16 protein-coding genes and 1 tRNA gene are annotated in these 23,184 nt (G+C 70.5%); 11 read left to right on the top strand and 6 right to left on the bottom strand.

Annotated elements, in window-relative coordinates:
• Positions 1-603: 603 nt before the first annotated feature.
• A complete protein-coding gene (locus ACQUQF_RS02515; protein ID WP_435175393.1) occupies positions 604-1,221 on the top strand; it encodes a hypothetical protein in 618 nt (205 codons plus the stop codon).
• A 58-nt stretch (positions 1,222-1,279) separates the two neighbouring features.
• On the opposite strand, the gene ACQUQF_RS02510 is transcribed toward ACQUQF_RS02515, so the two are convergent.
• From ACQUQF_RS02510 to ACQUQF_RS02500, 3 genes are all read right to left on the bottom strand, one after another.
• Entirely contained in the window at positions 1,280-5,641 is a 4,362-nt protein-coding gene (locus ACQUQF_RS02510; protein ID WP_435175391.1) for a hypothetical protein, read from the bottom strand.
• 371 nt (positions 5,642-6,012) lie between these two features.
• Complete coding sequence (gene nhaC / locus ACQUQF_RS02505; RefSeq protein ID WP_435175389.1) at positions 6,013-7,461, bottom strand: Na+/H+ antiporter NhaC; 1,449 nt, start codon at positions 7,459-7,461, stop codon at positions 6,013-6,015.
• Positions 7,462-7,665: 204 nt separating this feature from the next.
• Positions 7,666-9,597, bottom strand: coding sequence for a threonyl-tRNA synthetase editing domain-containing protein (locus ACQUQF_RS02500; protein ID WP_435175387.1), 1,932 nt, complete (start codon positions 9,595-9,597; stop codon positions 7,666-7,668).
• Between the two features lie 107 nt (positions 9,598-9,704).
• Here ACQUQF_RS02500 and ACQUQF_RS02495 point away from each other — a divergent pair, with 107 nt between their 5' ends.
• The 6 genes from ACQUQF_RS02495 (at position 9,705) to ACQUQF_RS02470 (ending at position 15,734) form a co-directional block, all read left to right on the top strand.
• Positions 9,705-10,268 (top strand): FxsA family protein, encoded by a 564-nt coding sequence (locus ACQUQF_RS02495; protein ID WP_435175385.1) that lies wholly within the window; start codon positions 9,705-9,707, stop codon positions 10,266-10,268.
• 108 nt (positions 10,269-10,376) lie between these two features.
• Positions 10,377-10,450, top strand: a tRNA-Ile gene (locus tag ACQUQF_RS02490).
• A gap of 180 nt (positions 10,451-10,630) precedes the next feature.
• Entirely contained in the window at positions 10,631-11,464 is an 834-nt protein-coding gene (locus tag ACQUQF_RS02485) for an aldo/keto reductase (protein WP_435175383.1), read from the top strand.
• A gap of 446 nt (positions 11,465-11,910) precedes the next feature.
• Positions 11,911-12,648 carry a metallophosphoesterase gene (locus ACQUQF_RS02480; protein ID WP_435175381.1) on the top strand — a complete coding sequence of 246 codons (738 nt, stop codon included), beginning with the start codon at positions 11,911-11,913 and terminating at the stop codon, positions 12,646-12,648.
• A complete protein-coding gene (ppk1, locus tag ACQUQF_RS02475; RefSeq protein ID WP_435175379.1) occupies positions 12,649-14,937 on the top strand; it encodes a polyphosphate kinase 1 in 2,289 nt (762 codons plus the stop codon).
• Positions 14,938-14,960: 23 nt separating this feature from the next.
• Positions 14,961-15,734 (top strand): HAD-IIA family hydrolase, encoded by a 774-nt coding sequence (locus ACQUQF_RS02470; RefSeq protein ID WP_435175377.1) that lies wholly within the window; start codon positions 14,961-14,963, stop codon positions 15,732-15,734.
• 48 nt (positions 15,735-15,782) lie between these two features.
• On the opposite strand, the gene ACQUQF_RS02465 is transcribed toward ACQUQF_RS02470, so the two are convergent.
• Positions 15,783-16,961, bottom strand: coding sequence for a hypothetical protein (locus ACQUQF_RS02465; RefSeq protein WP_435175375.1), 1,179 nt, complete (start codon positions 16,959-16,961; stop codon positions 15,783-15,785).
• 443 nt (positions 16,962-17,404) lie between these two features.
• Here ACQUQF_RS02465 and ACQUQF_RS02460 point away from each other — a divergent pair, with 443 nt between their 5' ends.
• Complete coding sequence (locus ACQUQF_RS02460; RefSeq protein ID WP_435175373.1) at positions 17,405-17,650, top strand: hypothetical protein; 246 nt, start codon at positions 17,405-17,407, stop codon at positions 17,648-17,650.
• 184 nt (positions 17,651-17,834) lie between these two features.
• A complete protein-coding gene (locus tag ACQUQF_RS02455) occupies positions 17,835-18,095 on the top strand; it encodes a hypothetical protein (protein WP_435175371.1) in 261 nt (86 codons plus the stop codon).
• A 170-nt stretch (positions 18,096-18,265) separates the two neighbouring features.
• Here ACQUQF_RS02455 and ACQUQF_RS02450 read toward each other — a convergent pair whose 3' ends face one another.
• Entirely contained in the window at positions 18,266-19,246 is a 981-nt protein-coding gene (locus tag ACQUQF_RS02450; RefSeq protein WP_435175369.1) for a succinylglutamate desuccinylase/aspartoacylase family protein, read from the bottom strand.
• A 200-nt stretch (positions 19,247-19,446) separates the two neighbouring features.
• Between ACQUQF_RS02450 and ACQUQF_RS02445 the strand changes: the two genes are divergently transcribed.
• Positions 19,447-20,448 carry a cation diffusion facilitator family transporter gene (locus tag ACQUQF_RS02445; protein ID WP_435175367.1) on the top strand — a complete coding sequence of 334 codons (1,002 nt, stop codon included), beginning with the start codon at positions 19,447-19,449 and terminating at the stop codon, positions 20,446-20,448.
• A gap of 93 nt (positions 20,449-20,541) precedes the next feature.
• Complete coding sequence (locus ACQUQF_RS02440; protein ID WP_435175365.1) at positions 20,542-20,817, top strand: hypothetical protein; 276 nt, start codon at positions 20,542-20,544, stop codon at positions 20,815-20,817.
• Positions 20,818-20,871: 54 nt separating this feature from the next.
• Here ACQUQF_RS02440 and ACQUQF_RS02435 read toward each other — a convergent pair whose 3' ends face one another.
• Positions 20,872-23,130, bottom strand: coding sequence for an NADP-dependent malic enzyme (locus tag ACQUQF_RS02435; protein ID WP_435175364.1), 2,259 nt, complete (start codon positions 23,128-23,130; stop codon positions 20,872-20,874).
• Positions 23,131-23,184: the final 54 nt, after the last annotated feature.

The following is a 23,184-nucleotide window of genomic DNA, read 5'->3' as shown; positions in this document are numbered from 1 at the left end:
TTACATACTCGAAACTGACACATGACACTGAGTAACGGATTTTACGGCGTCGAACTGCCGCCGGATCGGGGTCAATCGGCGAATTCGCCTAACACCCGTAGGGCGGTCGCGGATCGGTGATTAGACCGGGCCTAATTCCTCCGGAGAACTTCCCCTTACCCACGGTAACCCCGATTCCGAGCGCCGTAAGCGGAGAAATCTCCGTCACGTCTCCGACTCGGACCACCGCACGACGGACCGCGTGGGTCGGCCGACCGCCGCTGACCGACGGCCCAGTCTGCCACCGTTACTCACACTCGACTACGACTCGGGCGGTCGTTGTACTCCCCGGCCGACGCCGGTCACGAACCGCCCGCTGTCCGGGCGCAGGTGCGGATGGCTGCAGTGTATCAACGCGGCAATTTTAATCCCGAATACGGTGAACGCCAGCGGAAACAGTTTGTACGCCTCCGACGAGATACCGGTATGCCTCGCGTACGAATTTCGCCCTCCGAGGCGCTTCTCGTGGGGGTGGTGATACTCGGCGTCGGGGCCCTCGGGCCGAGTATCGCCGGGGGAGTGACCGAGAATGGAATCGACAGGACGCAGGGAGCGAGTCCGCAGATGACCGCGGACCAGACCGCCGTGAACATCACCGTCAACTGCACCGAGACCAACGTGAGCATCACGGCGCCCGAGGGGTACGAGTACGGCGTGACCGTCGGGGTCGCGAACGTCACGGCCGAGTCCAGCAGCGTGTCGAGCTCGTCGTTCGGCTCCGTCGAGGGGAACGCGACGGTCGACTTCGAGGAGCGAGGTATCGTGTTCACCATCGTGGAGAACGACTCCGAGGCGGTCGTGGCGTCCGACGTGACCTACTGCGGTGATGCCGCCGAGGCGACGACGACGCCGAACGAGACCGACGGGACCGAGACGGAGCGCGTGACCGAACCCCGGATCGAGATCGACTGCGAGGACGAGGAGGTCCGGTTCGTCGCGTCCGAGGACACCGAGTACGTCGGCAAGGTGAGCGTCATCGAACTGTCGGCGTCGGGGACGTCGACCAGCAGCTCCACCATGACGCTCGCTGGGAACGAGACGGTCTCCGTCGAGGGGGACGGCGTCGTCGCGGCCTTCGCCTCCACCGACGACCTCGGCGACGACCGGACGGTGTCCGCGATAGCGAACTGCTCGCCGTTCGGGACCGAGTCGAACGAGACCGAGACCACGACCGGGACGTAGGCCGCGGCGCCGCGGTCCGCTCGTCTTTCTCCGACTGACAACTCGACCGGCCGACCGACTACGCTACGAGCGACCGCTGCGGACCGGCGACGCCGACGCGCTCTCGGGCGGTCGTCGTGCCGTCTTCGCCGTCAGTCGGCGTACTTCCGTCCTCCCCGGTCGTCGGTTCGTCCTCCGTGGTGGTCTCGTCGGGCGTCGTCGCTTCCTCTTCGGTCTCTTCGTCCGCTTCGGTTCCGCCGTCGCCTTCGGTATCCGCGCTCTCGCTGGACTCGTCGTGCTCTTCGGTCGTCTCCTCCTCTGCCTCCTGTTCGGTCGGCGGCTGGTCCTCGTCAGCCTCCTTCTCGGTCGTCGGCTCCTCGTCGGCTGATTCCTCGTCGGCCGACTCCTCGTCGTCCCGTTCGGTGGTCGGCTCCTCGTCGCTGTCCTGCTCGGTGGTCGGTGTTTCCTCCTCCTCCTCCTCTTCCTCGGCCCGCGCTTCAGTCGTCGGCCGCTCGTCCTCGGACTCCGCTTCGCTCGTCGGCCCCTCGTCGTCCGATTCCTCCTCGCTCGTCGTCTCCTCCGTCTCTTCTTCGTCCGCCGATTGTTCGTCCGTCTCTTCGGTCGTCGGTTCGGGCGTCTCCTCGGTGGTGGACTCGGTCGGCTCCGCCTCGTCGGCCGAGTCTCCGTGGGCGGTCTCCTCGGTTGTGGATTCCGTCTCCTCGTCCGCCGCTTGCTGCGCGGTCGTCGACTCTGGGGTTGCCGGCTCGGACTGCTCTCCGGTGGTCGGGTCCGGCTCCCCTTCCGCGGTCGTCTCCTCCGACCCCGCTTCGGTCGTCGAAGCCCGCTCGTCGGTCGCGGTCGGTCCCTCGGTGGTCGCGGTCGTCGTCTCTTCCTCGACCGATTCCGCCGCCGTAGTCGTCGTCTCTTGCCCGGTCGATTCCGCCGTCACGGTCGTCGACGCCTCGTCAGACTGTTCCTCAGTTGTCTCCGCCTCGGTCGGCTCCTCTTCGGTCGTCGCAGTCGTCTCTCCTTCCGCCGTCGCAGTCGCGTCCGTCTCCTCGGTCGTCTCGACCTCGTCTGACGCCGAGCCGGTCTCGGTGGTCGAGGAGTCGACCGTCCGGGTCGTCTCGTTCTCGTTCGTCGACGCGCCGGTCTCGTTCGACACTGTCGTGGTCAGGTTCGCCGACGCGCTGGTCTCGTTCGTCGCTGCGGTGGTGTTCTCCCCCGTGTGCGCGGTGGTGTCGTCACCCCCGGCGTCGGTCGCGTTCGACGCCGACGCGTTCCTGACGCTGTCGTCGGCTCCGGCCGAGACGGTCGTCGTGGCGTTCGGGTCGGTCTGGGCCTGCGTCTGGTTCTGGTCGACGTCAAGCGACTCGTTCTGTCGCTGGGTGTTGTTCTCGCCGGACTGGCGCTGGGTCTGATTCTGGTCGGCGACCACCTCGCCGCTCTGGTTCCCGGTCGCGTTCGTCAGCGTCTGGTTCTGGGTCTGGCTCTGGTTCAGCCGGGCCGTCTGGTTCTGGACCTGCGTCTGGTTCTCGCCACCCGCCTGGGTCTGGTTCTGGTCGGCCTCGACCGACTGGTTCTGGGTCTGGTTCTGGCTCGGCCCCTCGTCGCCCTGGCTCTGGTTCTGGGTCTGGTCGACGTCGATGCTCTGGTTCTGGGTCTGGCTGGCGTTCGGGTCGGTCTGGTTCTGGGTCTGGTTCTGCCGGAGCTCGATCGACTGGTTCTGCGTCTGGTTCTGCGAGACGTTGGTCTGCTCCTGGTGCTGGCGCTGGCTCGCCTCGACCGACTGGTTCTGGGTCTGGTCCTGCGCGTCCCCGTACGTCTGGGTCTGGCCCTGGTAGACGATCTGGACGACCTGGAACTGCGTCTGGGTCTGGTCGTACCCGTCGCCCTGGCTCTGCTCCTGGTCCTGGTCGACGTCGAGGTACTGGGACTGCAGCTGGTCCGGGTCGTCGCCCGCCGGCTGGACCTGGACGAAGGTCACGCTGAGCCACTGGACCTGCGTCTGGACCTGCTCGGACCCGGACTGGCGCTGACTCTGGTTCTGGCCGCCCTCGACGTCCTGGGTCTGGTCCCGCCCGTCGCTCCCGCCCTGCTGCTGGGCGAACCGAATCCGCAGGTGCTGACGCTGGCGCTGGGCGTTGTCGTGGCCGTCGCCCTGGTACTGGCACTGGCTCTGCTGGACGTGGATTCGCTGGAACTGCCACCGGATGCTGATACTCCCGTCCGACTGGGTCTGGCCGCCGCGGACGCCCTGCGACTGGCGCTGGCGCTGCTCGCCGGTCCCAGCCTGGCGCTGGCACTGGTTCTGGTAGAGGTAGATGCCCTGTCGCTGGTCGGGCGTCCCGTCCGCCCGGTCCGGGTTCCGGCCGTCTTCCCCGTCGTCGGGGCTCCCGTCGCCCGGTCCGTCGCCGGAGTCGCCGTCGTCCGGACTGTCGTCGGGGTTCCCGTCGTCCGGTCCGGAGTTTCCGTCGTCGGGGGTCGAATCACCGTCTCCGGGACTCGCGCTCCCGTCGTCGGGCGTCCCGTCCTCCGGCGTCCCGTCTCCGGGATCGGCCGGCGTCGCGTCGGCGGGGTCGCCGTCGCCGGACCGGCTCCCGTCGTTCGCCCCGTCGCTGCTACCGTCCGAATCACCGCTCTCGCCGTTCGATTGACCGGCGTCGCCGGAGCCGTCTTCGCTACCGGCCCCGGCATCGCCGCCGGACTCGTCTCCGCCGGCTACTCGTCGCTCTGCTTCCTGTCCACTGCCCGAGGTCCCTTCGTTCGAGACGAGTTGGACGACCGCGCCGGTCGCGTCTCCGTCCGACCCGCCGCCGAGTTCCAGGGAGGTGTCCCCGTCACTCCCTCCCCCGCTGCGCGAGTTCGAGCTGGCCGCACTGCTGTTCCCTTCCGTCGTCCGCTCGCCGCCGTCTCCGCCGGACTCCGCCCCGCACCCGCGTCGGGGCCGCACCAGGTACACTGCGCCGCTGTCGGTGCGACCGATGTCGCTGCCTGGCGCGCCGACGAGGACGTCGCTCCCGTCGCCGTCGCCGCGTTCCAGGCCGGCGACGCTCGCGCCCGCGAAGTCGCCGGCCTCCCCGCCGACGAGCTTCGTGGCCGCCGTGCCGCCGTCGGTCGACCGGCCGTAGACGAGGTACGCCGCCCCGGTGTCGGCGTTGGTCGGGGCACCGACGACCACGTCCTCGTCGCCGTCGCAGTCGACGTCGCCCGCCGACGCCACCGACCAGCCGAGCCGGTCGCCGGCCGCCTCGCCGAACACCGACAGGTCGGCCGCGCTGGCGGACACCGTCCCGTTCAGCGACGGTCCCCCGTAGACGACGTACGCGGCGCCCGCGTTCGGCCCGGAGGTGTCGTTCGACGGGGCGCCGACCAGCAGGTCCGCGACGCCGTCGCCGTTCGCGTCCGCGGTCCTCCCCACCGCGAAGCCGGCGTTGTCGCCCGCGGACCCGCCGACGAACGTGACCTCGGACTGCGTGAGGTTCTGGCGGCCCGAGGCGTCCGCGTCGGCGAGGTAGACGGCTCCGACGCGGGCGTCGCCGCTCGCGTTGTGGTACGGCGCCCCGACCGCGACCTCCGCGGTCCCGTCGTCGTCCGCGTCGCCCGCCCAGGCGACCGACCAGCCGGCGCGGTCGTCCGGCGCCGCGCCGACGAACCGCGCCCGCGTCGCGTTCGCTCCCTTAGCCTCGGTGGAGAGTGTGACCGACGTCTCGTTCGAGAGCGAGGACCCGGCGACCAGGTAGGCGGTTCCCCGCCGGTCGTCGGTGCGTGTCGCCGGCGCGCCGATTAGTAGCCCCGGAGCGTCGGCGGCGTTCACGTCGCGCGCGCTGACGTCGAAGCCCACTTCGCTCCCGTTGGCCGCGCCGACGAGTTCCGTCCCGGCCTCGCCGAGCGTGACGGTGCCGTTCGCGTCCTCCCGCCCGAAGACGACGTAGGCCGCGCCGGCGTTCCGGCCGCCGTCGTCGTTGTACGGCGCGCCCACGACGACGTCCGAGTAACCGTCGCCGTCGACGTCGCCGCCGTCGACCGACCAGCCGGCGTAGTCGCCGACCGACTCGCCTTCGAGCGTCAGGTCGGCGTCGGACAGCGAGATGTTCTCGGCGGTGACCGGCCCGTAGAAGAGGTACGCCCCGCCGGTGTTGTTGGTGCCGCGTCGCGGGGCGCCGACGACCACGTCCGTGTGTCCGTCGCCGTTGAAGTCGCCCGCAGACGACACCGACCAGCCGAAGCTGTCGTTCGACGTGTTGACCCCGGGCTCGGCCTGTCGTGCCGGGGGTTCGGCCTCTCGTCCGGCGATCCCCGCGCTCGCCGAGGAGGGTCCCGCCGTCCCCGGGGAATCCGTCGTTAGCGGGGCCGTATCCCGCGTTTCGACGCCGAAAGCCCCGATGCCCGCCACCGCCGTGCTGCTCAAGACGAGGCCGCACACGAGAAGTGTCACCATTACTCTCGCCACCCGTCGGACCCGCCCGACACCGTTCGCTCCCGACCGCTCGTGTCTCGATTGCATCGTACTCCGGAGGACATGTACGCGAACGGCACTTTGTTATAAACTGGCCATCACGAAGTAATCGGAGTTAGAGGTCGGTAATCGAACGGTTACCCGCGAGGCGACAGCCGGTCGGAGGCCCCCGCGCTCGACCGGGTCGCCGGTCGTGTTCTGCGCTTCCGCGCCGTCAATCGGGGAACCGCCGACCGATAGTCCGCCCCTAACGGGAGAGTGACGGCGACCCGACGAGTGTCGAGTCCTGTCGAAGGGCCGGAGTCGTTCGGTCCGGTGTGGCCCCGGGCCGGGCCAGTGACGGGACGGCCGCGTCAGTCGTCGGCCGACGGGGCGGTCGACTCCTCGGTCTCCCGCGGGGTCGTGGCCGCGCCGGCCAGCGCCATGGCGAACAGCACGGCCGGCGAGAGGAACGCGAAGAAGTAGTACGGGAAGTACTCCAGCGTCGCGACGCCGAAGACGCTGGACATGTACACCGCCCCGGCGTGCCACGGGATGAGCGCGCCGGTCGGGGTGCCGGCGGCCTCGACCGCCCGCGAGAGGTCGCTGCTCTCGAGGTCGTACTCGTCGTAGAGGTTCCGGAGGGTCATCCCGGGGATCACGATGGCCATGTACTGCTGGGCGCTGAACACGTTGACCAGGATGGCCGAGACGCCCGACCCGATGACGAGTCCGGTCGCGCTCCGGATGCCCTGCGCGAGGTAGTGGGCCAGCACCGCGAGCACGCCCATCCCCTCGAGCAGACCGCCCAGCGAGAGCGCGGCGACGACGACCGAGATGGTCCAGGCCGACCCGGAGACGCCGCCGGCGGCCAGCAGGTCGTTGACGAGCTTCATCCCGGTCTCGGGGGTAGTCCCGTTGAGGAACACGTCCCACGCCGCGGTGAAACCGGCGCCCTGGACGACGACGGTGGTGAACACGCCCGCGAACACGCCGGCGACCAGCGACGGGAGCGCGGGGTAGCCGTACAGCGCGAGGCCGAACGTCACGACCAGCGGCAGGAAGACGAACACCGAGAGGTCGTAGGTACCGGCCAGAGCGCTCTGGATCTCGGCGACGCGGCCCTCGGGGATCGCGCCGCCCGCCCGGAGGCCGAGGACGGCGTACAGCACCAGCGCGACGCCGAACGCGACGGCGGTTCCGGTCCGCATCGCCCGGATGTGGTCGTAGAGGTCGGTGTTGGTGACTGCGGCCGCGAGGTTGGTCGTGTCCGACAGCGGCGACTGCTTGTCGCCGGCGTACGCCCCGCTCAGGATGGCGCCGGCGGTCATCGGGGCGGGGATGCCGAGCCCGGACCCGATGCCGACGAACGCCACGCCGAGCGTGCCGGCGGTGGTCCACGACGAGCCGATGGAGAACGCGACGATCGCCGCGAGCACGGCGGTCGCGGGCAGGAACACCTCCGGGGTGAGCACCGTCAGCCCGTAGTACATCAGCCCCGGAATGGTGCCGGCGCTGACCCAGGTGGCGATGAGCGCGTAGATGGTGAACAGGATGAGGATCGCCTGCAGGCCCATCAGCAGGCTGTCGGCGATGCCGTCGTAGAGCTCCTCCCACGACAGCCCCATCCAGTAGTAGCCGACCAGGCCGGTCAGCACGATGCTCCAGAGCAGCGGGCCGTGGGGCGCCAGCTTGAGGTACCCCGACCCGATCCCGAGGAAGACGATGACGCCGAGCACGGGGACCAGCGCCTGGGCCGGCGAGGGCCGCCGCTCGGGCGACAGCTCTCCGTACGTCAGCGGTTCGAAGTCGATCGAAGCCATTGACGTTCGGTCTTATTACCAGAGGGTATTAAGGAGATTGGTTTTATTCCTATAAAGAATATTCAAAGTGCAGTCTGGTATCGTGAAACACGGGTTGGCCGAATCGAGACGGCCTGACGGCGGAGAATCGGCGAGTCGTGCCGAAAGGCGGGTTCCGCGCGAGCAGGTCGATTCCGACCGTGGAACCGCAAACGGAACCGGGAATCAGTGGTTCGCGAGGTCCGGACGTCTGGTGAGCCGTCTCGGCAGCGAGCGCGCCGTCGTCGGTCTATCGCCGACGTCGGCGAGGACTGCCGCCTCCAGTTCGTCGGGCGTCAGCTCCCGTTCGACTCCCTCGGCCCGGACCGTCACCTTGAGCGTCCCGGCGTCGCGCTCGGTCTCGCGGTCGCCCACGACCGCGCAGTACGGCACCCAGTCGTCCGCGGCCCGGGCCAGGCGCTCCCCGACCGGTTCGTCGCGGTCGTCGACGTCGACCCGGATTCCGGACGATTCGAGCGTCGCCGCCAGCGCGTCGCAGTGCTCGACGTGGGTCTCGTCGACCGGGACGAGCCGGACCTGCGTCGGCGAGAGCCACGTCGGGAGGCGAGGGAGTTCGCGCTCGGCGGCGGCCCCCAGCAGGGCGGCGAGCGCGTCCTCGACGCTCCCGATGGGCGAGAAGTGCAGGAGTGGCGGATGCCGGGTCTCGTCGCCGGCGTCGCAGGTCACGCCGAACCGCTCTGCGCTCTCGACGTCGAGCGCGACGGCGGCGGTGTAGATCGGCCGGCCGGGTCCGTCCGTCGTCGCGAAGTCGACCCGGAGCTCCCGGCCGTCGCGACGTTCGGGGCGGAGTTCGACCAGGGCGGGCGCGCCGAGGTCGTCGACCAGCGATTCCACCCAGGCCTCGTTCTCGTCGTGGAACGCCCGCGTCGTCCGGATCACCGGTGTGCAGGTCAGCCCGAGGTCCTCGCCGGCCCGGAGCGCGGTGTCGACCTGCGTTGCGAGCTCCTCCTTGGCCTGCGCCAGGTCCGCGGTCGCGGTGTGCACGACGGGCACGGTCGGTTTCGGACGGTGCGTCGGGTGCGTCGCGTCACCGTCGCTCCCGGTCCGCCGAGCGTCCGGCAGCGACGGGTCGGCGTCGGTCGACAGTTCGTAGAGGGCGACCGGAAGCTCCGAGGTGTCGAGGTCGGCGCCGCGCACGAGCGCGAAGTGGTCGGCGCAGGCCGCGCACGGCGGCGACGGTCCGGAGGCGGAGGACCTGTCGCGGTTGCGGTGCCCGTCGACCGACTCGGCGCGCTCTCCCGGTTGTCGGGCGTCCGGGGAACCGGTCGTAGCGGTCTCGACCGGCATCGCGCCGCGGTCGAGCGCGAGGTCGGTCGCGTACTCGGTCAGGGCGTCCCGGACCAGCGTTCCGCGCGGTAACCACCGGAGCGCGCCCGTCCCGTCGCGTCCGTCGTCCGCCGGTTGGACGTCGGCGGCCAGTCTCTGTTCGCGCACGAGGGCCTCGCGGGCCGGTCTGCCGTCGCTGTCGGCGGTTTCACGCCGGTCCCGGTCGACCGACTCGCCCCCGATTTCCCGGGCGACGAGTGCGCGCAGATCGTCGCTCACGCGGTCGGCGTACCCGTCGTCGAGGGCGTTCAGGGAGTCGGATTCCGGAAGTGTCACCGCGTCGCCGCCCGGGAACGCCAGTCGCCACTCGCTCGGCGGGCGGTCGCCTGTCGCCCCGTCGGCGGCGCTCTCGGGGGTGACGCGCCGCGAGCGGGTCGAGAACGGATGGCCCTTGGCGGCAATCTCGAAGGCGGTGTGGGAGCTCAGGGGCGCGCGCAGGACCGCCCGGTCGGCGTCGAGTTCCGAAGCGAGGTCGCGGAGGACGGTCGCGGCGGTATCGGCGGACGCGGGTGCGTCGCTCAGATGGACGGTGGGGTAGAGAGCCAACTTCCGGGCGTTGAGTCGGTCGGTCGCGTCTCGGAGTTCGGCGGCGGCGTTCGCGACCACCGCGTCCGGGTCGGCCGCGTCGCCGCGCTCGACGGTGACGAAGGCCGCGACGCAGTCCTCCGTCTGCGCCTCGCGTGGCACGTCCTCGTTCTCGGCGGGTCCGTCGCCGGCCCCCGCGGCGGCCTCGAACGCGAAGCGGTCGGCGTGGACCAGCAGGAGTCGCATGCCCGGAGAGAGCCCGGCCGCGATGAAAAGGATACGGAAGTCCGGAGAGACCGGCCACCTAAAGGGTTTTAGGGCGCGAACGTCTACTCCGAGACAAGAACGAACCGATGCTCAAACGCGTACTGATCGGACTCCTGCTCATCCCGCTGCTCGACGCGCTGTTCCTCGTCTTCGTGGCGGCGGAGCTCGGCGCGGCCCTCACCGTCGCGCTGGTCGTCCTGACCGCGCTGGTCGGGACGCTGTTCGTCCGGGCCGAGGGCCGCCACACCGTCCGGCGCCTCCAGGGGGCCCTCGCGGAGGGCGAGGTCCCGGCCGACGAACTGACAGACGGCGCGCTGCTCATCGCCGCGGGCGCGTTCCTGCTGACGCCCGGGCTGGTCACCGACGCCGTCGGGTTCCTGCTGGCGTTCCCGCCCACGCGCATCCTCGTGCGCGAGGCGGTCCAGAAGTGGGTCGTCAAGCCCTACGTCGAGAAGAAGACCGGCGGGTTCGCCACCGGCAACGTCTACACCTTCGGGTTCCCCAACGCCGAGGACGTCGGCGCGGGCGGTGCGGGCGTCGGCGGCACCGGTGCGGGCGGAAACGCCGGCCAGTCCGGCGGGTCGGACGACACCTACCGGATGGACGACGACTCCTACGACATCGAGTTCGAGGACGACGAGGAGAAGTAGCCCGGGAACCGGCGTCGTTCCCGGGAAAACTCCGTGACGGCGTGCCGAACTGACATCGAAAGGAAACGCTTAAACATGCATGGCCGCAACCACTGAATGCGCTCACCTGGGCCAATAGCTCAATCAGGTTGAGCGCTCGGCTGATAACCGGGAGGTTCGCGGTTCAAATCCGCGTTGGCCCACCTCCTTTCCACCCGGTCTCTGGCCGGGCGGAAACTGGGGCCGCAACTCCCCAGCCACCTAACTTTCGGCTTCAACGTTCTCCAGCGACGGGTGTTCGGTGCTCGTCACCGGCGACCCAAACGACCTGAGTCCCGGATGCCATCCTTTATCACTCAGCTACGTTACTGTTCGGCAGAGACATGGAGTACGTCGACGGCGACGGGTGGCGAATGCCGAAGCTCGGTCTCGGGACGTGGCAGAACACCGGAGAGCGCTGCGTCGAGACGGTCCGGACGGCCCTGGAACTGGGCTACCGCCACGTCGACACGGCCCAGCAGTACGACAACGAGCGGGCCGTCGGCGAGGGCATCGCCCGTGCCGACGTCGACCGCGAGGAGGTGTTCCTGACGACGAAGGTGTGGCGCTCGAACCTCGAGTACGAGGACGTGCTGTCCTCGGTCCGAGGGAGTCTCGACAGGCTGGACGTCGAGTACGTCGACCTGCTGTTGGTCCACTGGCCGCACCCGCGCGTGCCGGTCGCGGAGACGCTCGACGCGATGGCCGAACTCCGTCGCGAGGGGTCGGTCGCGCACGTCGGCGTCAGTAACTTCACCCGGTCGCAGCTCGACGCGGCCAGACGGACCGCGGACGTCCCGCTGATCGCCGACCAGGTCCTCTACCACCCGTACAGGGACCAGTCCGACCTCCGGCGCTACTGCGCGGCCAACGACGTCGCGCTGACGGCGTACAGTCCGCTGGCCCGCGGCGACGTCCTCTCGGACGAGCTGCTCGGACGCATCGGCGAGCGCTACGGGAAGACCGCCGCGCAGGTCGCGCTCCGGTGGCTGGTCCAGCAGGACGGCGTCGTCGCGATCCCGAAGGCCAGCAGCCCCGACCACCTCCAGCAGAACCTCGCCGTCTTCGAGTTCTCGCTCACGGACGAGGAGATGGCGCGGATCGGCGATCTGAGGGGACCGCTGGGCGTCCGCCTCCGCAGTCGCCTCCCCTCGCTCGTGCGCCGCCTTCCCTTCTGAAATCGGCGAGCGGGACGACCACGGGTCCGCCAGCGACCGACGACTGGGCCCCCGCGAACCAACCGTCCCATCCTACCAGAATTGGTTAGCAGAAGAACTATAGACGACCCGCGGCTGGACTCGGACGGAGACAGCCGCCCGCTCTTGTCACCCTACCACCCGCGCTGTCCTCCCGGGCCGGCACCCCGTCACCACTGCCCCCAAACTGGATCCGCTTCGGCCCTCCGGCGCGCCGCTCGCGAGCCGCCGGGATGACGTCTAACAGCCGGGACAGCCCACTTGCGAGCGTCGGGGCTCGACCGCCGAGCCGGCCGCGCTCGCCCTGCGGAGCACCGCCGACCGGACTCGGCGGTCGCCTCGCCGGTACGACCTGTTCGGTACCGCTATATATCGCTCATAGCACCCGTTTAGTACCGACTCGCCGACTCCCGTACCAGAACGTGGACATGGCAACCGCACCCGAAGGGGCGCGCGACACCGAATCGCGACCGACGTTCGGCGAGCGCGTCGAACCTGACCACGAGCGGGTCGACGCCGACGCGTGGAACGACATCTTCGTCGTCGGCGACGTGCACGGCTGTCTGGCCGAACTCGAGGCGCTGCTCGACCGCCTCGCGGTCGGGGACGACGACCTCGTGGTGTTCGTCGGCGACCTGGTCCGCAAGGGACCCGACACCGAGGGCGTCCTGGACCTCGTCCGCGACCGACCCAACCTGCGGAGCGTCCGCGGGAACAACGAGGCCAAGGTGCTCCGGGGGGAGACGGGCCTCGACCTCTCGGCGCGCAACGCCGGCTTCGTGCGGTCGCTCCCGGTCGCCATCTCCTGGGACGGCGCGCTGGTCGTCCACGGCGGCGTCGACCCCCGCCGGGACCTCGCCGACCACGAGGCGACCGACCTGCTCACCATGCGGGCGCCCCGCGCCGCCGACGAGTACGAGGGGCCGCTCTGGTACGACGACTACGACGGTCCGCCGACGGTCCTCTCGGGCCACACCGTCCACGAGGGACCGGTGGCGACCGACGCGGCGGTCGCCCTCGACACGGGGTGCGTCCACGGCGGCGCGCTGACCGCCTACGACTGGCGCGGCGGGGAGTTCGTCTCGGTACCGGCCGAGGAGACGTACCTCCCCCGGAGCGACGACAAGATCGTGCGCCCCGACGGCGGGGAATCGGTGTTCGAGTAGATGACAGACGACCGGCCCCCGTCCGGAGCGGAGCGGCCCGACGCCGAGAACCCCCCCGAAAGCGAGGAGCGGCCCGACACCGAAGATCGGTCCGGCACCGGAGCGGAGGCGGGCGCCGCGACCGGCCGCGACGGGTTCGACCGCGACGACCCGCAGTACTACCTCAACCGGGAGCTCAGCGAGCTCGAGTTCCAGAAGCGCGTGCTCGCGGAGGCCGCCGACGAGCGCAACCCGCTGCTCGAGCGGGTGCGGTTCCTCGCCATCTTCACGACCAACGTCGACGAGTTCTTCCGCAAGCGGGTCGGCGGGCTGAAACAGCAGATGGCGGCGGGCGTCGACGAACGCACGCCCGACGGTCGGACTCCCCGCGAGCAGTGGACCGATGTGCTCGAGACCGCCCGACCGATGTTCGAGCGCCAGACCGCCTGCTACCGCGAGACGCTCCGGCCCGCGCTGGCCGACGCCGGGATCGGCATCCTCGACTACGACGACCTCACCGACGGCGAGCGCCGCGAGCTCCGGGAGTACTTCGAGAGCTCGGTGCTGCCGACGCTGACGCCGCTGACGTTCGACCCCGCCCACCCGTTCCCCCACATCTCGAACCTGAGCCTCTCGCTGGCGGTGCTGACCCGCGCGGACCCCGACGACGACCTCACCTTCTCGCGGGTGAAGGTCCCGCGGAACCAGCCGCGGCTCGTCCGGGTCGGTCCGGACGGCGACGGACCCGAGAGCGCGAGGCCGGACGGCGACGCCCTCCCGAGCTCAGACGGAGCGACGGACGCCGACGCCGGCGGGGACCGGTTCGTCCTGCTGGAGGACGTGATCGCCGACAACCTCGACCTGCTGTTCCCGAACGTCGAGGTCGTCGACTACTCGACGTTCCGGGTGACCCGCAATGCCGAGGTCGGCCGCGACGAGGAGGTCGCCGAGGACCTCATCGAGATGATCGAGGAGGTGCTCGAGGAGCGGCGGTTCGCCACCGTGGTCCGGCTGGAGCTCGAGGACGACGCTCACCCGCACGTCCGCGAGATACTGACCGACCAGCTCGGCGTCGACGACCGCGAGGTGTTCGAGCGCCGCGGCCCGCTGGCGCTCCGGGACTTCGACTCGCTGCTGGAGCTCGACCGCCCCGACCTGAAGCTCGACGGCTGGTCGCCGAAGCCCCACCCGCGGTTCGCCGACGCGAGCGCAGACGACACGGACGTCTTCGCGGAGATCCGCGCGGACGACGTGCTGGTCCACCACCCGTACCACTCGTTCACCGGGACGGTCCAGCGGTTCCTCGAGGCGGCGGCCCGCGACCCGGACGTGCTGGCCATCAAGGCCGCCATCTACCGGACGGCCAGCGACTCGAAGGTGGTCGAGACGCTCATCGAGGCCGCCAGGAACGGCAAGCAGGTCGCGGTGATGGTCGAGCTCAAGGCCCGGTTCGACGAGGAGAACAACCTCGAGTGGGCCAAGCGGCTCGAGTCGGAGGGCATCCACGTCGCCTACGGCACCATCGGCTACAAGACCCACACCAAGACCTCGCTGGTGGTCCGCGACGAGGAGGACGGCGTCGAGCTGTACTCCCACGTCGGCACCGGCAACTACCACTCCGGGACCGCCGAGCGGTACGAGGACCTCGGGCTGTTCACCGCCGACCGCGACGTGGGCCAGGACCTCGTGAAGCTGTTCAACTACTTCACCGGCCACTCGCTCCACGAGCAGTACCGCGAGCTGCTGGTCGCGCCCGGCAACATGCGCGAGCGGTTCGTCGACCTGATCCGCAACGAGGCCGAGTGCGCCCGCCGGGGCGAGGACGCCCGCATCGTCGCGAAGATGAACCGGCTGGAGGACCCCGAGATCGTCGCCGAGCTGTACGAGGCGTCGATGGCGGGCGTCGATATCGACCTCGTCGTGCGGGACATCTGCCGGCTCCGGCCCGGCCTCGACGGTGTGAGCGAGAACGTCGACGTGTACAGCGTGGTCGGCCGGTTCCTCGAGCACTCCCGCATCTACTCGTTCGCCAACGACGACCCGGGCTACTACGTCGGGTCGGCCGACTGGATGACCCGGAACCTCGACAACCGGGTCGAGGCCGTCGCGCCCATCGAAGACCCGCGGCTCCGGGAGCGGCTCGACTGGGTGCTGGCGACGCTGCTGACCGACAACCGCCAGCGGTGGGAGATGCGGGCCGACGGGAGCTACGAGCAGATCCGGCCCGGCGAGGGCGAGGACGTCCGGAGCGCCCAGGAGACGTTCATGCGGGAGGCCGAGGCGACGCTCCGGGAGCGGACAGACCCTTGAGCCTCGGCCGCGAACCCCAGGCCATGCCAATCGAGAGCGTCGTCCTCGACGTCGACGGCACCCTGGTCCGCGGCGACGAGCCGATTCCGGGTGCGGTCGCGGCGGTCGATCGGCTCCGCGAGCGGGGCCTCGACGTGCTGCTGCTGTCGAACAACCCGACCCGGTCGCCGGCCGACTACGCAGACTGGCTCGCGGGCCTCGGCTTCGCGGTCGGGCCCGACGACGTGGTGACTTCGGGTTCGCTGACCGCCGACTACGTCGCGAGCCAGCACCCGGACGCCCCGACCTTCCTCGTCGGCGAGCCCGGCCTGCGCGAGATGCTGACCGCTCGCGGGGTCCCGCTGGTCGGCGAGCCCGACGCGGCCGCGGTGGTCGTCGTCTCGGTCGACCGCGAGTTCACCTACGACCGGCTCCGCGAGGCGCTGTGGGCGCTCGACGGCGCGGCCTTCGTGGCGACCGACCCCGACCGAACCATCCCCGCGGCCGACCGGCCGGTGCCGGGGTCGGGCGCCATCGTGGCCGCGGTCGCGGAGGCCGCGGACCGCGACCCCGACGCGATGCTCGGGAAGCCGGGCCGGACCGCCGCCGCGGCGGTCGAGTCGCGGGTCTCGGGTCGCGGGGCGGAGATCCTGATCGTGGGCGACCGGCTGGACACCGACCTCGCGCTCGGCGAGCGCGCCGGCATGACCACCGCGCTCGCGCTCTCGGGCATCGCGACCCGGACCGACGCGGAGGCCGCGGACGTCTCGCCCGACCACGTCGTCGACTCGGTGGCGGACGTCGAGTCGCTGCTGTGAGAGACACGAGCGACACTGACGCCCCGGAGACCGGCGACGAACCGCCGGTCAGACCAGGTGGCCGGCGAGCACGACCAGGAGCCACAGCGCCGCGCCGGCCCAGAAGGCCGTCGTCCACTCGCCGCCGTGCCCGCTCCCCGACCCCGTACCGTCGTCCCGGTCACGCCTCGCGCCAGCACCGGCGGCGAGCAGGCCGACCGCGATCACCGCGACCGAGCGGTGGGTCGCGACCGGAATCGGCAGGACGCTCACCCCGAGGGAGGCGTAGTCGAGCACGACGCCGGCGCCGAACCCGACCGCGGCGAGCGCCCCGGCCGGCGCCGGGCGGACCCGCCGGCCCAGCGCGACGGCCGCCAACGGGGTGCCCCCGACCAGCACCGGGTACCACAGCGCCACCACTGCGTCGTGCGACAGCCACGGGAGGTGTCGCTCGGAGAGGATCCCGCCGAACCGGACCGCCAGCGGGAGCGCCGCCAGCCCCGCAGCGAGCGCGACCCGGCGGCGGTTGCGTCGGGTGGCGAGCCTGCGGAGTCGGCCGATCGCACTCCGGAGTCGGCGCCGGGCCAGCAGCGGCGCCAGCGCCAGCGCGACCACCGTGGTCCAGCCGTCGGCGTCGTAGGTGTCGCCGTTGGCGTGGTACACCCGCCGGACGTCGAACGCGGGGTCGCCGAGGAACGGCGCCTCGACCCGGCGCTGGGCGTCCTCGACGCTGTCGACGGTGTGGGTGATGGTGAACCAGTCCCAGTGCTCGGCGTGGGCCTGGATGGCGGTCCAGTCGCCGTCCCGGACGCCGTACGCCCGGAGGTGGTCGCGGGAACCGAAGTAGGTGCCCCGGTGGAGCTGGTAGCGCTCGGCGGTCCAGCCCCGGTCGGCGACGTAGACGTACCGGTGGGCGCCCGGCGCGTCGCGCCACGGGACGCGCTCGTCGGCCACCACCGCGGACTGGTTCTGCGCGTCGGCGACCGACTCGTCGTCGCTCCGGTTCCACTCGCCCCGCCCGGCGAGGTACCGCCGGACGCTCGCGGGGTCGTCCCGCACGACCACGTTGATGGCGCTCGCCCGGCGCTCGAACGACGGGTCGGGGCCGACGTACGGCCAGAGCCGGGCGTCGCCGACCTCGACCAGCGTCGGACTCGTCGACTCGTCGGCGGTCGCGCTCGGACCCGCGCCGCCCAGCGCCGCCGCGAGCGCCAGTGCGAGCAGCGCCGCGGTCGCGAGGCGTCGCATGGTCGGCGTTCGCAGGGGCCCACTAAGAAACTGTGGTCGCGCGGCCGGTGTCCGTCGCTGAACCGGTGGGGTCGGTACTCGGCGAGGGGCGTCGCGGGCGGACCGATACGTCGACGTCGGGAGCGAGGTGTATCAGTACAGAGAGCTATAGTGTGCAATTAGCGAGCCTTTTGGCACTCGGGTGGGTCGACCCGAACGTGGCGTGCGACGCCCGTCGCGCCGCATCACACGAAGGCACCTGTCATCTCGCCCCGCACGCCACAACCAGTCAGTCGAAAATCGTTGCCAGATCGCCTCACCCGTCCCCCGCCTTTCCGTCCTCCACTTCGGCATTCCCTGCTCGACCGCGGAACCCGTACCGCTGCTCGCAGTCCCCGCCGTGCACCCAATCCGGGGCAGCTGTGGCCGCCCGCGCGTCGAACCGAGGAGTTGACCTGTCGGGAGTGCCTACCGTCGGGCATGACGCTACGGAACTCGGGTGGTCGCTGATGGGCGCCGGCGAGAAGGTCCGCCTCGGGCTGGCGCTGGCGCTGGGCGTCGTCGTGCCGGGGCTGCTCAAGTACGCGCTGACCGCGGCCGGCTACGCCGCGCTCGGGACCGCGGTCTGGGTCAGCGGCTACCTGACCGCGGTGCTGGTGGTCTGGTACGTCTGGGTGCGGCCGCTCGACCTGACCGGGACCGCCGGCTGACGAGCGACTCGCGCTCCGTGAGCCCCCGCGCTGCCGTCCGGGGCGAGCCTCGCCGCCGGGACGCGCCGCGGCCACCGGGACCCGCGACACGGGTGACGCCGCGCTCGCGACGAGCCGCCGACTCGGCGGCGCCGGCGGCATAGCGGAACTTTAAAGGGTATTTCGGGGCGACTTTCGGGTAAGGATGCAAGGGTTCGTGCCAATGCCGCTCATCGACGACTTCCTGCTCCAGTACAACGTCGGGCAGGCGCTCCTGCTGCTGTTCGTCCTGTCGGTGCTGGCGGTCATTCCGCTCGGCTCCAGGAAGATACTGTCGCTGAACGCCATCGCGTTCGGGGTGCTGTTCGTCGTGGTCCCCTCGAGCCTCGCGCCGCTGCACTACAAGTTCCTCGGCCTCGCACTGCTGGTCGTCGCGCCGCTGCTGTACGTCACGGCGCGCCGATAACCGAGCCGAACTCACGGACTCGCCCGGCCCCACTCCGCCGGTCTGTCGTTCTCTCTCCTCTGGCCGTTCGTCCTCTTTCCACCGGTCGCTCGTTCCCTCCGCCAGTCTCCCGTTGCTCCCGCCGGCCCCGTCTCCACGCGACGCTTCCTGTCGCTCCGCGGCGTCTCCCGTCACTCCTCGCGCGGGAGCGCGACGCTCAGCAGCTTCTCGCCCGCGGTCACGGTCGCCTCCCGGGTCAGCGAGTAGAGCACGCCCGCCCGGTCGGTCTCGACGACCTGGCGCACCTCGTAGGTCGTCGGGTCGTAGAGCGTGCCGACCCGCTCGCCGGCCTCGACCCGTTCACCGACCTCGCGGTCGGGGTCGGCCCGGAACAGCCCCGAGTCGACCGCCGAGACCCGGCCGAGGTGGTTGCGGGCCAGCGCGGGCCCGCCGCTCGACCGGACGCCGTTCGGCTCCGGCTCGCCGTCGAGCAGGCCGAGGTGCCGGAGCGCGTTCAGGGTGCCCGTCACGCCGGCCTCGATCGCGTCCTCGGCGAGTCGCTTGTTGTGGGCCAGCTCCGGCGTGATGGTGGGGATGCCCTCGCGGGTGGCCGCGACCCGGAGCTTCCCGCCGAAGTCGCGGGCGGCCCACTCGGGGTCGGCGTCCTCGCCGGCCTCCTCCGAGAGCAGCAGGTCGGTGCCGAACGCCTCGGCCAGCGCCCGCGACTCCGCGTGGCCCTCCATGAACACGACGTGGGTCAGCATGTCGGCGCTCCCGGTGTGGAGGTCCAGCACCGCGTCGGCGTCGGCGACGTGTTCCCAGAGGGTCGCGGCCATCCGCTCGTGGAGGGTGCCGTCGAGGTCGCCCGGCCAGACCCGGTTCATGTTCGGGTTCACGCTGTCCAGTTGCTCGGGCGTCGTGTACGACACCCGGTCGAACGTCAGCGGGTCGGCCACCGGGACGGCGACGACCCGCCCCGCGAGGTCGGCGTCGAGCAGGCGGTCGTGGACCCGCCGCAGCGCCTCGGTGCCGTTTATCTCCCGGCCGTGCTGGGCGGCCTGGACGTAGACGGTCGGGCCGTCGGCCGCGCCGTCGTAGGTGTGGACCGTCGTCGCGATCTCGACGCCCGACGGGAGGCGCGCCAGGACGACGCGCTCTGCGGTGTGTTCCATGTGCGTTGGTCGCCGGCGGCCCTGTTGAAGCTACTGCCTTGGTCCCCGGTCGCGACGGACCGTCCGGGAGACGTCGGCGCAGTAGACGAGTCGCTCGCCAATTTAATAATTGGACGTCGAAAGACTACTAGGGTCTATTGAAGAATGACCGTTCTATGGCAGCCATTTTCATAAGTCGGGCGTGGTAAGTCCGAAGCGAGATGGGCGAACGCGAGTCGGGTCACGGTCACGACAGACCGCACGACGACCGGAGCCGCGGTCCTGACAGCGAGGAGGAGCGTGACCGCGGCGGTGACCACGATCGCGGCGGTGGCCACGACCACGGCGCGTCGTCGACGAGCAGCCGGAAGCTGGCGCTCGTCTCGGCCATCAACCTGCTGGGCTTCCTCGCCGAGCTCGCCGGGGGTCTCCTGTTCGGCTCGGTCGCGCTGCTCGGCGACGCCTTCCACATGCTGTTCGACGCGCTGGCGTACGTGCTGGCGTTCGCGGCGGCCTACGTCGCCGACAACTACGGCGGGGGAGACGACTGGTCGTACGGTCTCCACCGGCTCGAACCGCTCGCGGCGTTCCTCAACGGCCTGCTGCTGCTCCCCATGGTCGGGTTCATCCTGTGGGAGTCGTACCAGCGCTTCCTCGACCCGGTGGCCATCGGCGTCGGCCCGACGCTCGCCATCGCGACCGGCGGTCTGCTCGTCAACGTCGGGTCGGTGTACGTCCTCCAGGGCGGCGAGATGAGCCTCAACGAGCGGGGCGCGTTCTACCACCTCCTCGGCGACGCCGGCGGCTCGGTCGCGGTCATCGTCTCGACTATCGTGGTCGAGCTCACCGGCCTCCGCGTCGTCGACCCCATCACCGCAGCGCTCATCGCGGTCGTCGTGACGTGGTCGGCCGTGCGGGTGCTCCGGGGCAGCGGCGCCATCTTCTTCCACCGGACGCCCGTCGACGCCGAGGCGGTCCGGGAGCGACTGCTGGCGGTCGACGGCGTCGCGGCGGTCGACGACTTCCACGCCTGGCAGGTCTGCAGCCGGATCACGGTCGCGACCGCCCGCGTCGAGACCGACGCCGAGCGCATGGCGGAGGCCGAGGCGGTGACCCGCCGAGTCCACGAGGCGCTCGCCGACCTCGGAGTCGACCACGCCACGGTCGAACTCGCTCCCGGCGACGGCGACCGCGACACCCACCTCGACGCCCACGCCCACTGACGGGGCGTGACCGTCCCCGACCGGGCCGTTCCGGCGGTCGAATCTGCGTCCGCCGAGCGCATACTTTTTGTTCGGTTGACGTGACTGTCGACCGTGGACCGACGCTACGTCTATCACGGGTCGTACGCACTCCTGGGTGCGGCGGTCGGGCTCGACGCGTTCGTCTCGGCCGCGACCGGTGGGCTCTCGCTGCCGGTCGGACTGATGGCACTCGGCGCGACCGCGATGCTACTCATCGCGCTCTACGAGGTCCTCACGAGCGATTCTTCGGAGTTCGCCGTCCCGGCCTACGCGGTCTTCGGCCTGATCCTGGCCGCGCTCCTCGCCTTCCTCGGTGCGGTGCTGCAGGTGGCGGAATACGTGGCTTAGGGCAGACCAAGCGGTCTCAGACCGAATGTCGTCCGAGAAGGCGGTTCGCAGAACTTACTCGTCCTGCTGGGCGTCGACGACCGCCACGCCCGCGAGGTTCACGATGTCCTTGACCTCGTCGCCGCGCTGGATGACGTGGACCGGCTTGTCCATGCCGACCAACATCGGGCCGATGGCGTCGGCGCCGCCGAGCCGCTGGAGCAGCTTGTAGCCGATGTTGCCGGCTTCGAGGTTCGGGAAGATGAGCACGTTCGCGGGCTCCTCGAGCTCCGAGAACTCGTAGGTGCCGTTCAGGATGTCCTCGACCACCGCGGTGTCGGCCTGCATCTCGCCGTCGACCGGGAAGTCGACCTCGGGATCCGCGCGCAGCCGCTCGGCCGCCTGGCGCGGCTTGCGGGTGCCCTCGTTGTCGACGCTGCCGAAGTTCGAGTACGACAGCATCGCCGCGCGGGGCTCGACGTTGAACCGCCGGGCGAGCTCGGCGGTGTGGCGGGTGATCTCGGCCAGCACGTCCTCGTCGGGGTCCTGGTTGACCGTGGCGTCGGCGCAGAAGACGACCCGGTTCTTGAACGTGAGCATGTAGACGCCCGCGGCGTAGTCGGCGTCCTCGGCCGTCCCGACGACCTGCAGCGGCGGCCGGAGCGCCGAGGGGTAGTGGTGGGTCAGCCCGGTCAGCATCGCGTCGGCGTCGCCCCGCTCGACCATCACGCTCGCGAAGTAGTTGCTGTCCTTCCGGACCAGGTCCTCGGCCTCGCTCTCGGTGATCCCCTTGCGCCGCCGGAGCTGGTAGAGCCGGCGGGCGTACTCGTCGTGGTCGGCGTCCGCGGGGTCGGCGATCTCGGGGTCGAAGTCGAGCCCGAGGTCGGCGGCGGTCGCCTCGATGCTCTCGGCGTCGCCGATGAGCACCGGGTTGGCGATGCCCTCCTCCTGCATCTGGTAGGCCGCCCGGATCATCTTCTCGTCGTCGCCCTCGGCCAGCGCGACCCGCTTGGGGTCGGACTTGGCCTTGTTGAGGACGACCCGCATCATCTCGCGGGACTTGCCGAGCCGCGCTTCGAGGGTCTCGACGTACTCGTCGGTGTCGAGCTCGCTCCGGGCGACGCCGCTCTCCATCGCGGCCTCGGCCACGGCCGGCGCGACCTGGAAGAGCACGCGGGGGTCCAGCGGCTTGGGGATGATGTACTCCGGCCCGAACTGGAGCGGCTGGTCGCCGTAGGCCTTCACCACGGCGTCGGGCACGTCCTGCTTGGCGAGATCGGCCAGCGCCTCGGCGGCCGCGATCTTCATCTCCTCGTTGATCTCGGTCGCGCGGACGTCGAGCGCCCCCCGGAAGATGAACGGGAACCCCAGCACGTTGTTGACCATGTTGGGGTAGTCCGACCGGCCGGTCGCCATGATGACCGTGTCGTCGCGGGCGTCCTTGGCCTCCTCGTAGGGGATCTCGGGGTCGGGGTTCGCCATCGCGAAGATGATCGGATCGTCGGCCATCGACCGGACCATCTCCTGGGAGACGATGCCCGCGACCGACAGGCCGACGAGCACGTCGGCGCCCTCCATCGCGTCCTCGAGGTCGCCCTCGGGGATGTCGCGGGCGAACTGCGCCTTGTACTCGTTGACGTCGCCGTGCTCGGCCCGGTTCTCGGTGATGATGCCCGAGGAGTCGCACATGATGATGTTCTCCTTGCGGGCGCCCAGCGAGACGTAGAACCGGGCGGTCGCGATGGCCGACGCGCCGGCCCCGGAGAAGACGATCTCGAGGTCCTCGAGGTCCTTGCCGTTGATGTCGACGGCGTTGAGCAGCGCCGCCCCGGAGATGATGGCGGTGCCGTGCTGGTCGTCGTGGAACACCGGGATGTCCATCTCCTCGCGGAGCGTCTCCTCGATCTCGAAGCACTCGGGCGCCTTGATGTCCTCGAGGTTGATTCCGCCGAACGTCGGCTCCATCGCCTTGGTCGTCCGGATGATGTCCTCGGCGCTCTCCTGGTCGAGCTCGATGTCGAACACGTCGATGTCGGCGAAGCGCTTGAACAGCACGCCCTTGCCCTCCATCACGGGCTTGGACGCCTGGGCGCCGATGTCGCCCAGGCCCAGCACCGCCGACCCGTTCGAGACGACGCCGACCAGGTTCCCTTTCGCGGTGTACTGGTAGGCGTCGTCGGGGTTCTCGTCGATGGCGCGGCACGGCGCGGCCACGCCGGGCGAGTACGCCAGGCTGAGGTCGCGCTGGGTGTTCGTCGGCTTCGTCGTGGAGATCTCGATCTTCCCCGGCGGCTCCGACCGGTGGTAGTCGAGTGAGTCCTCGTCGATTCCCATGGTCGGGCCAACCGCGCCCGGGCACAAAAAGCTACTCGAACGCGTCGAATTTGC

The sequence above is a fragment of the Halorussus sp. AFM4 genome, assembly GCF_051194995.1.
Taxonomy (GTDB): Archaea; Halobacteriota; Halobacteria; order Halobacteriales; family Haladaptataceae; genus Halorussus.
Note: the sequence above shows the minus strand (reverse complement) of the source record. Positions and strands in the feature narration are given on the sequence as shown.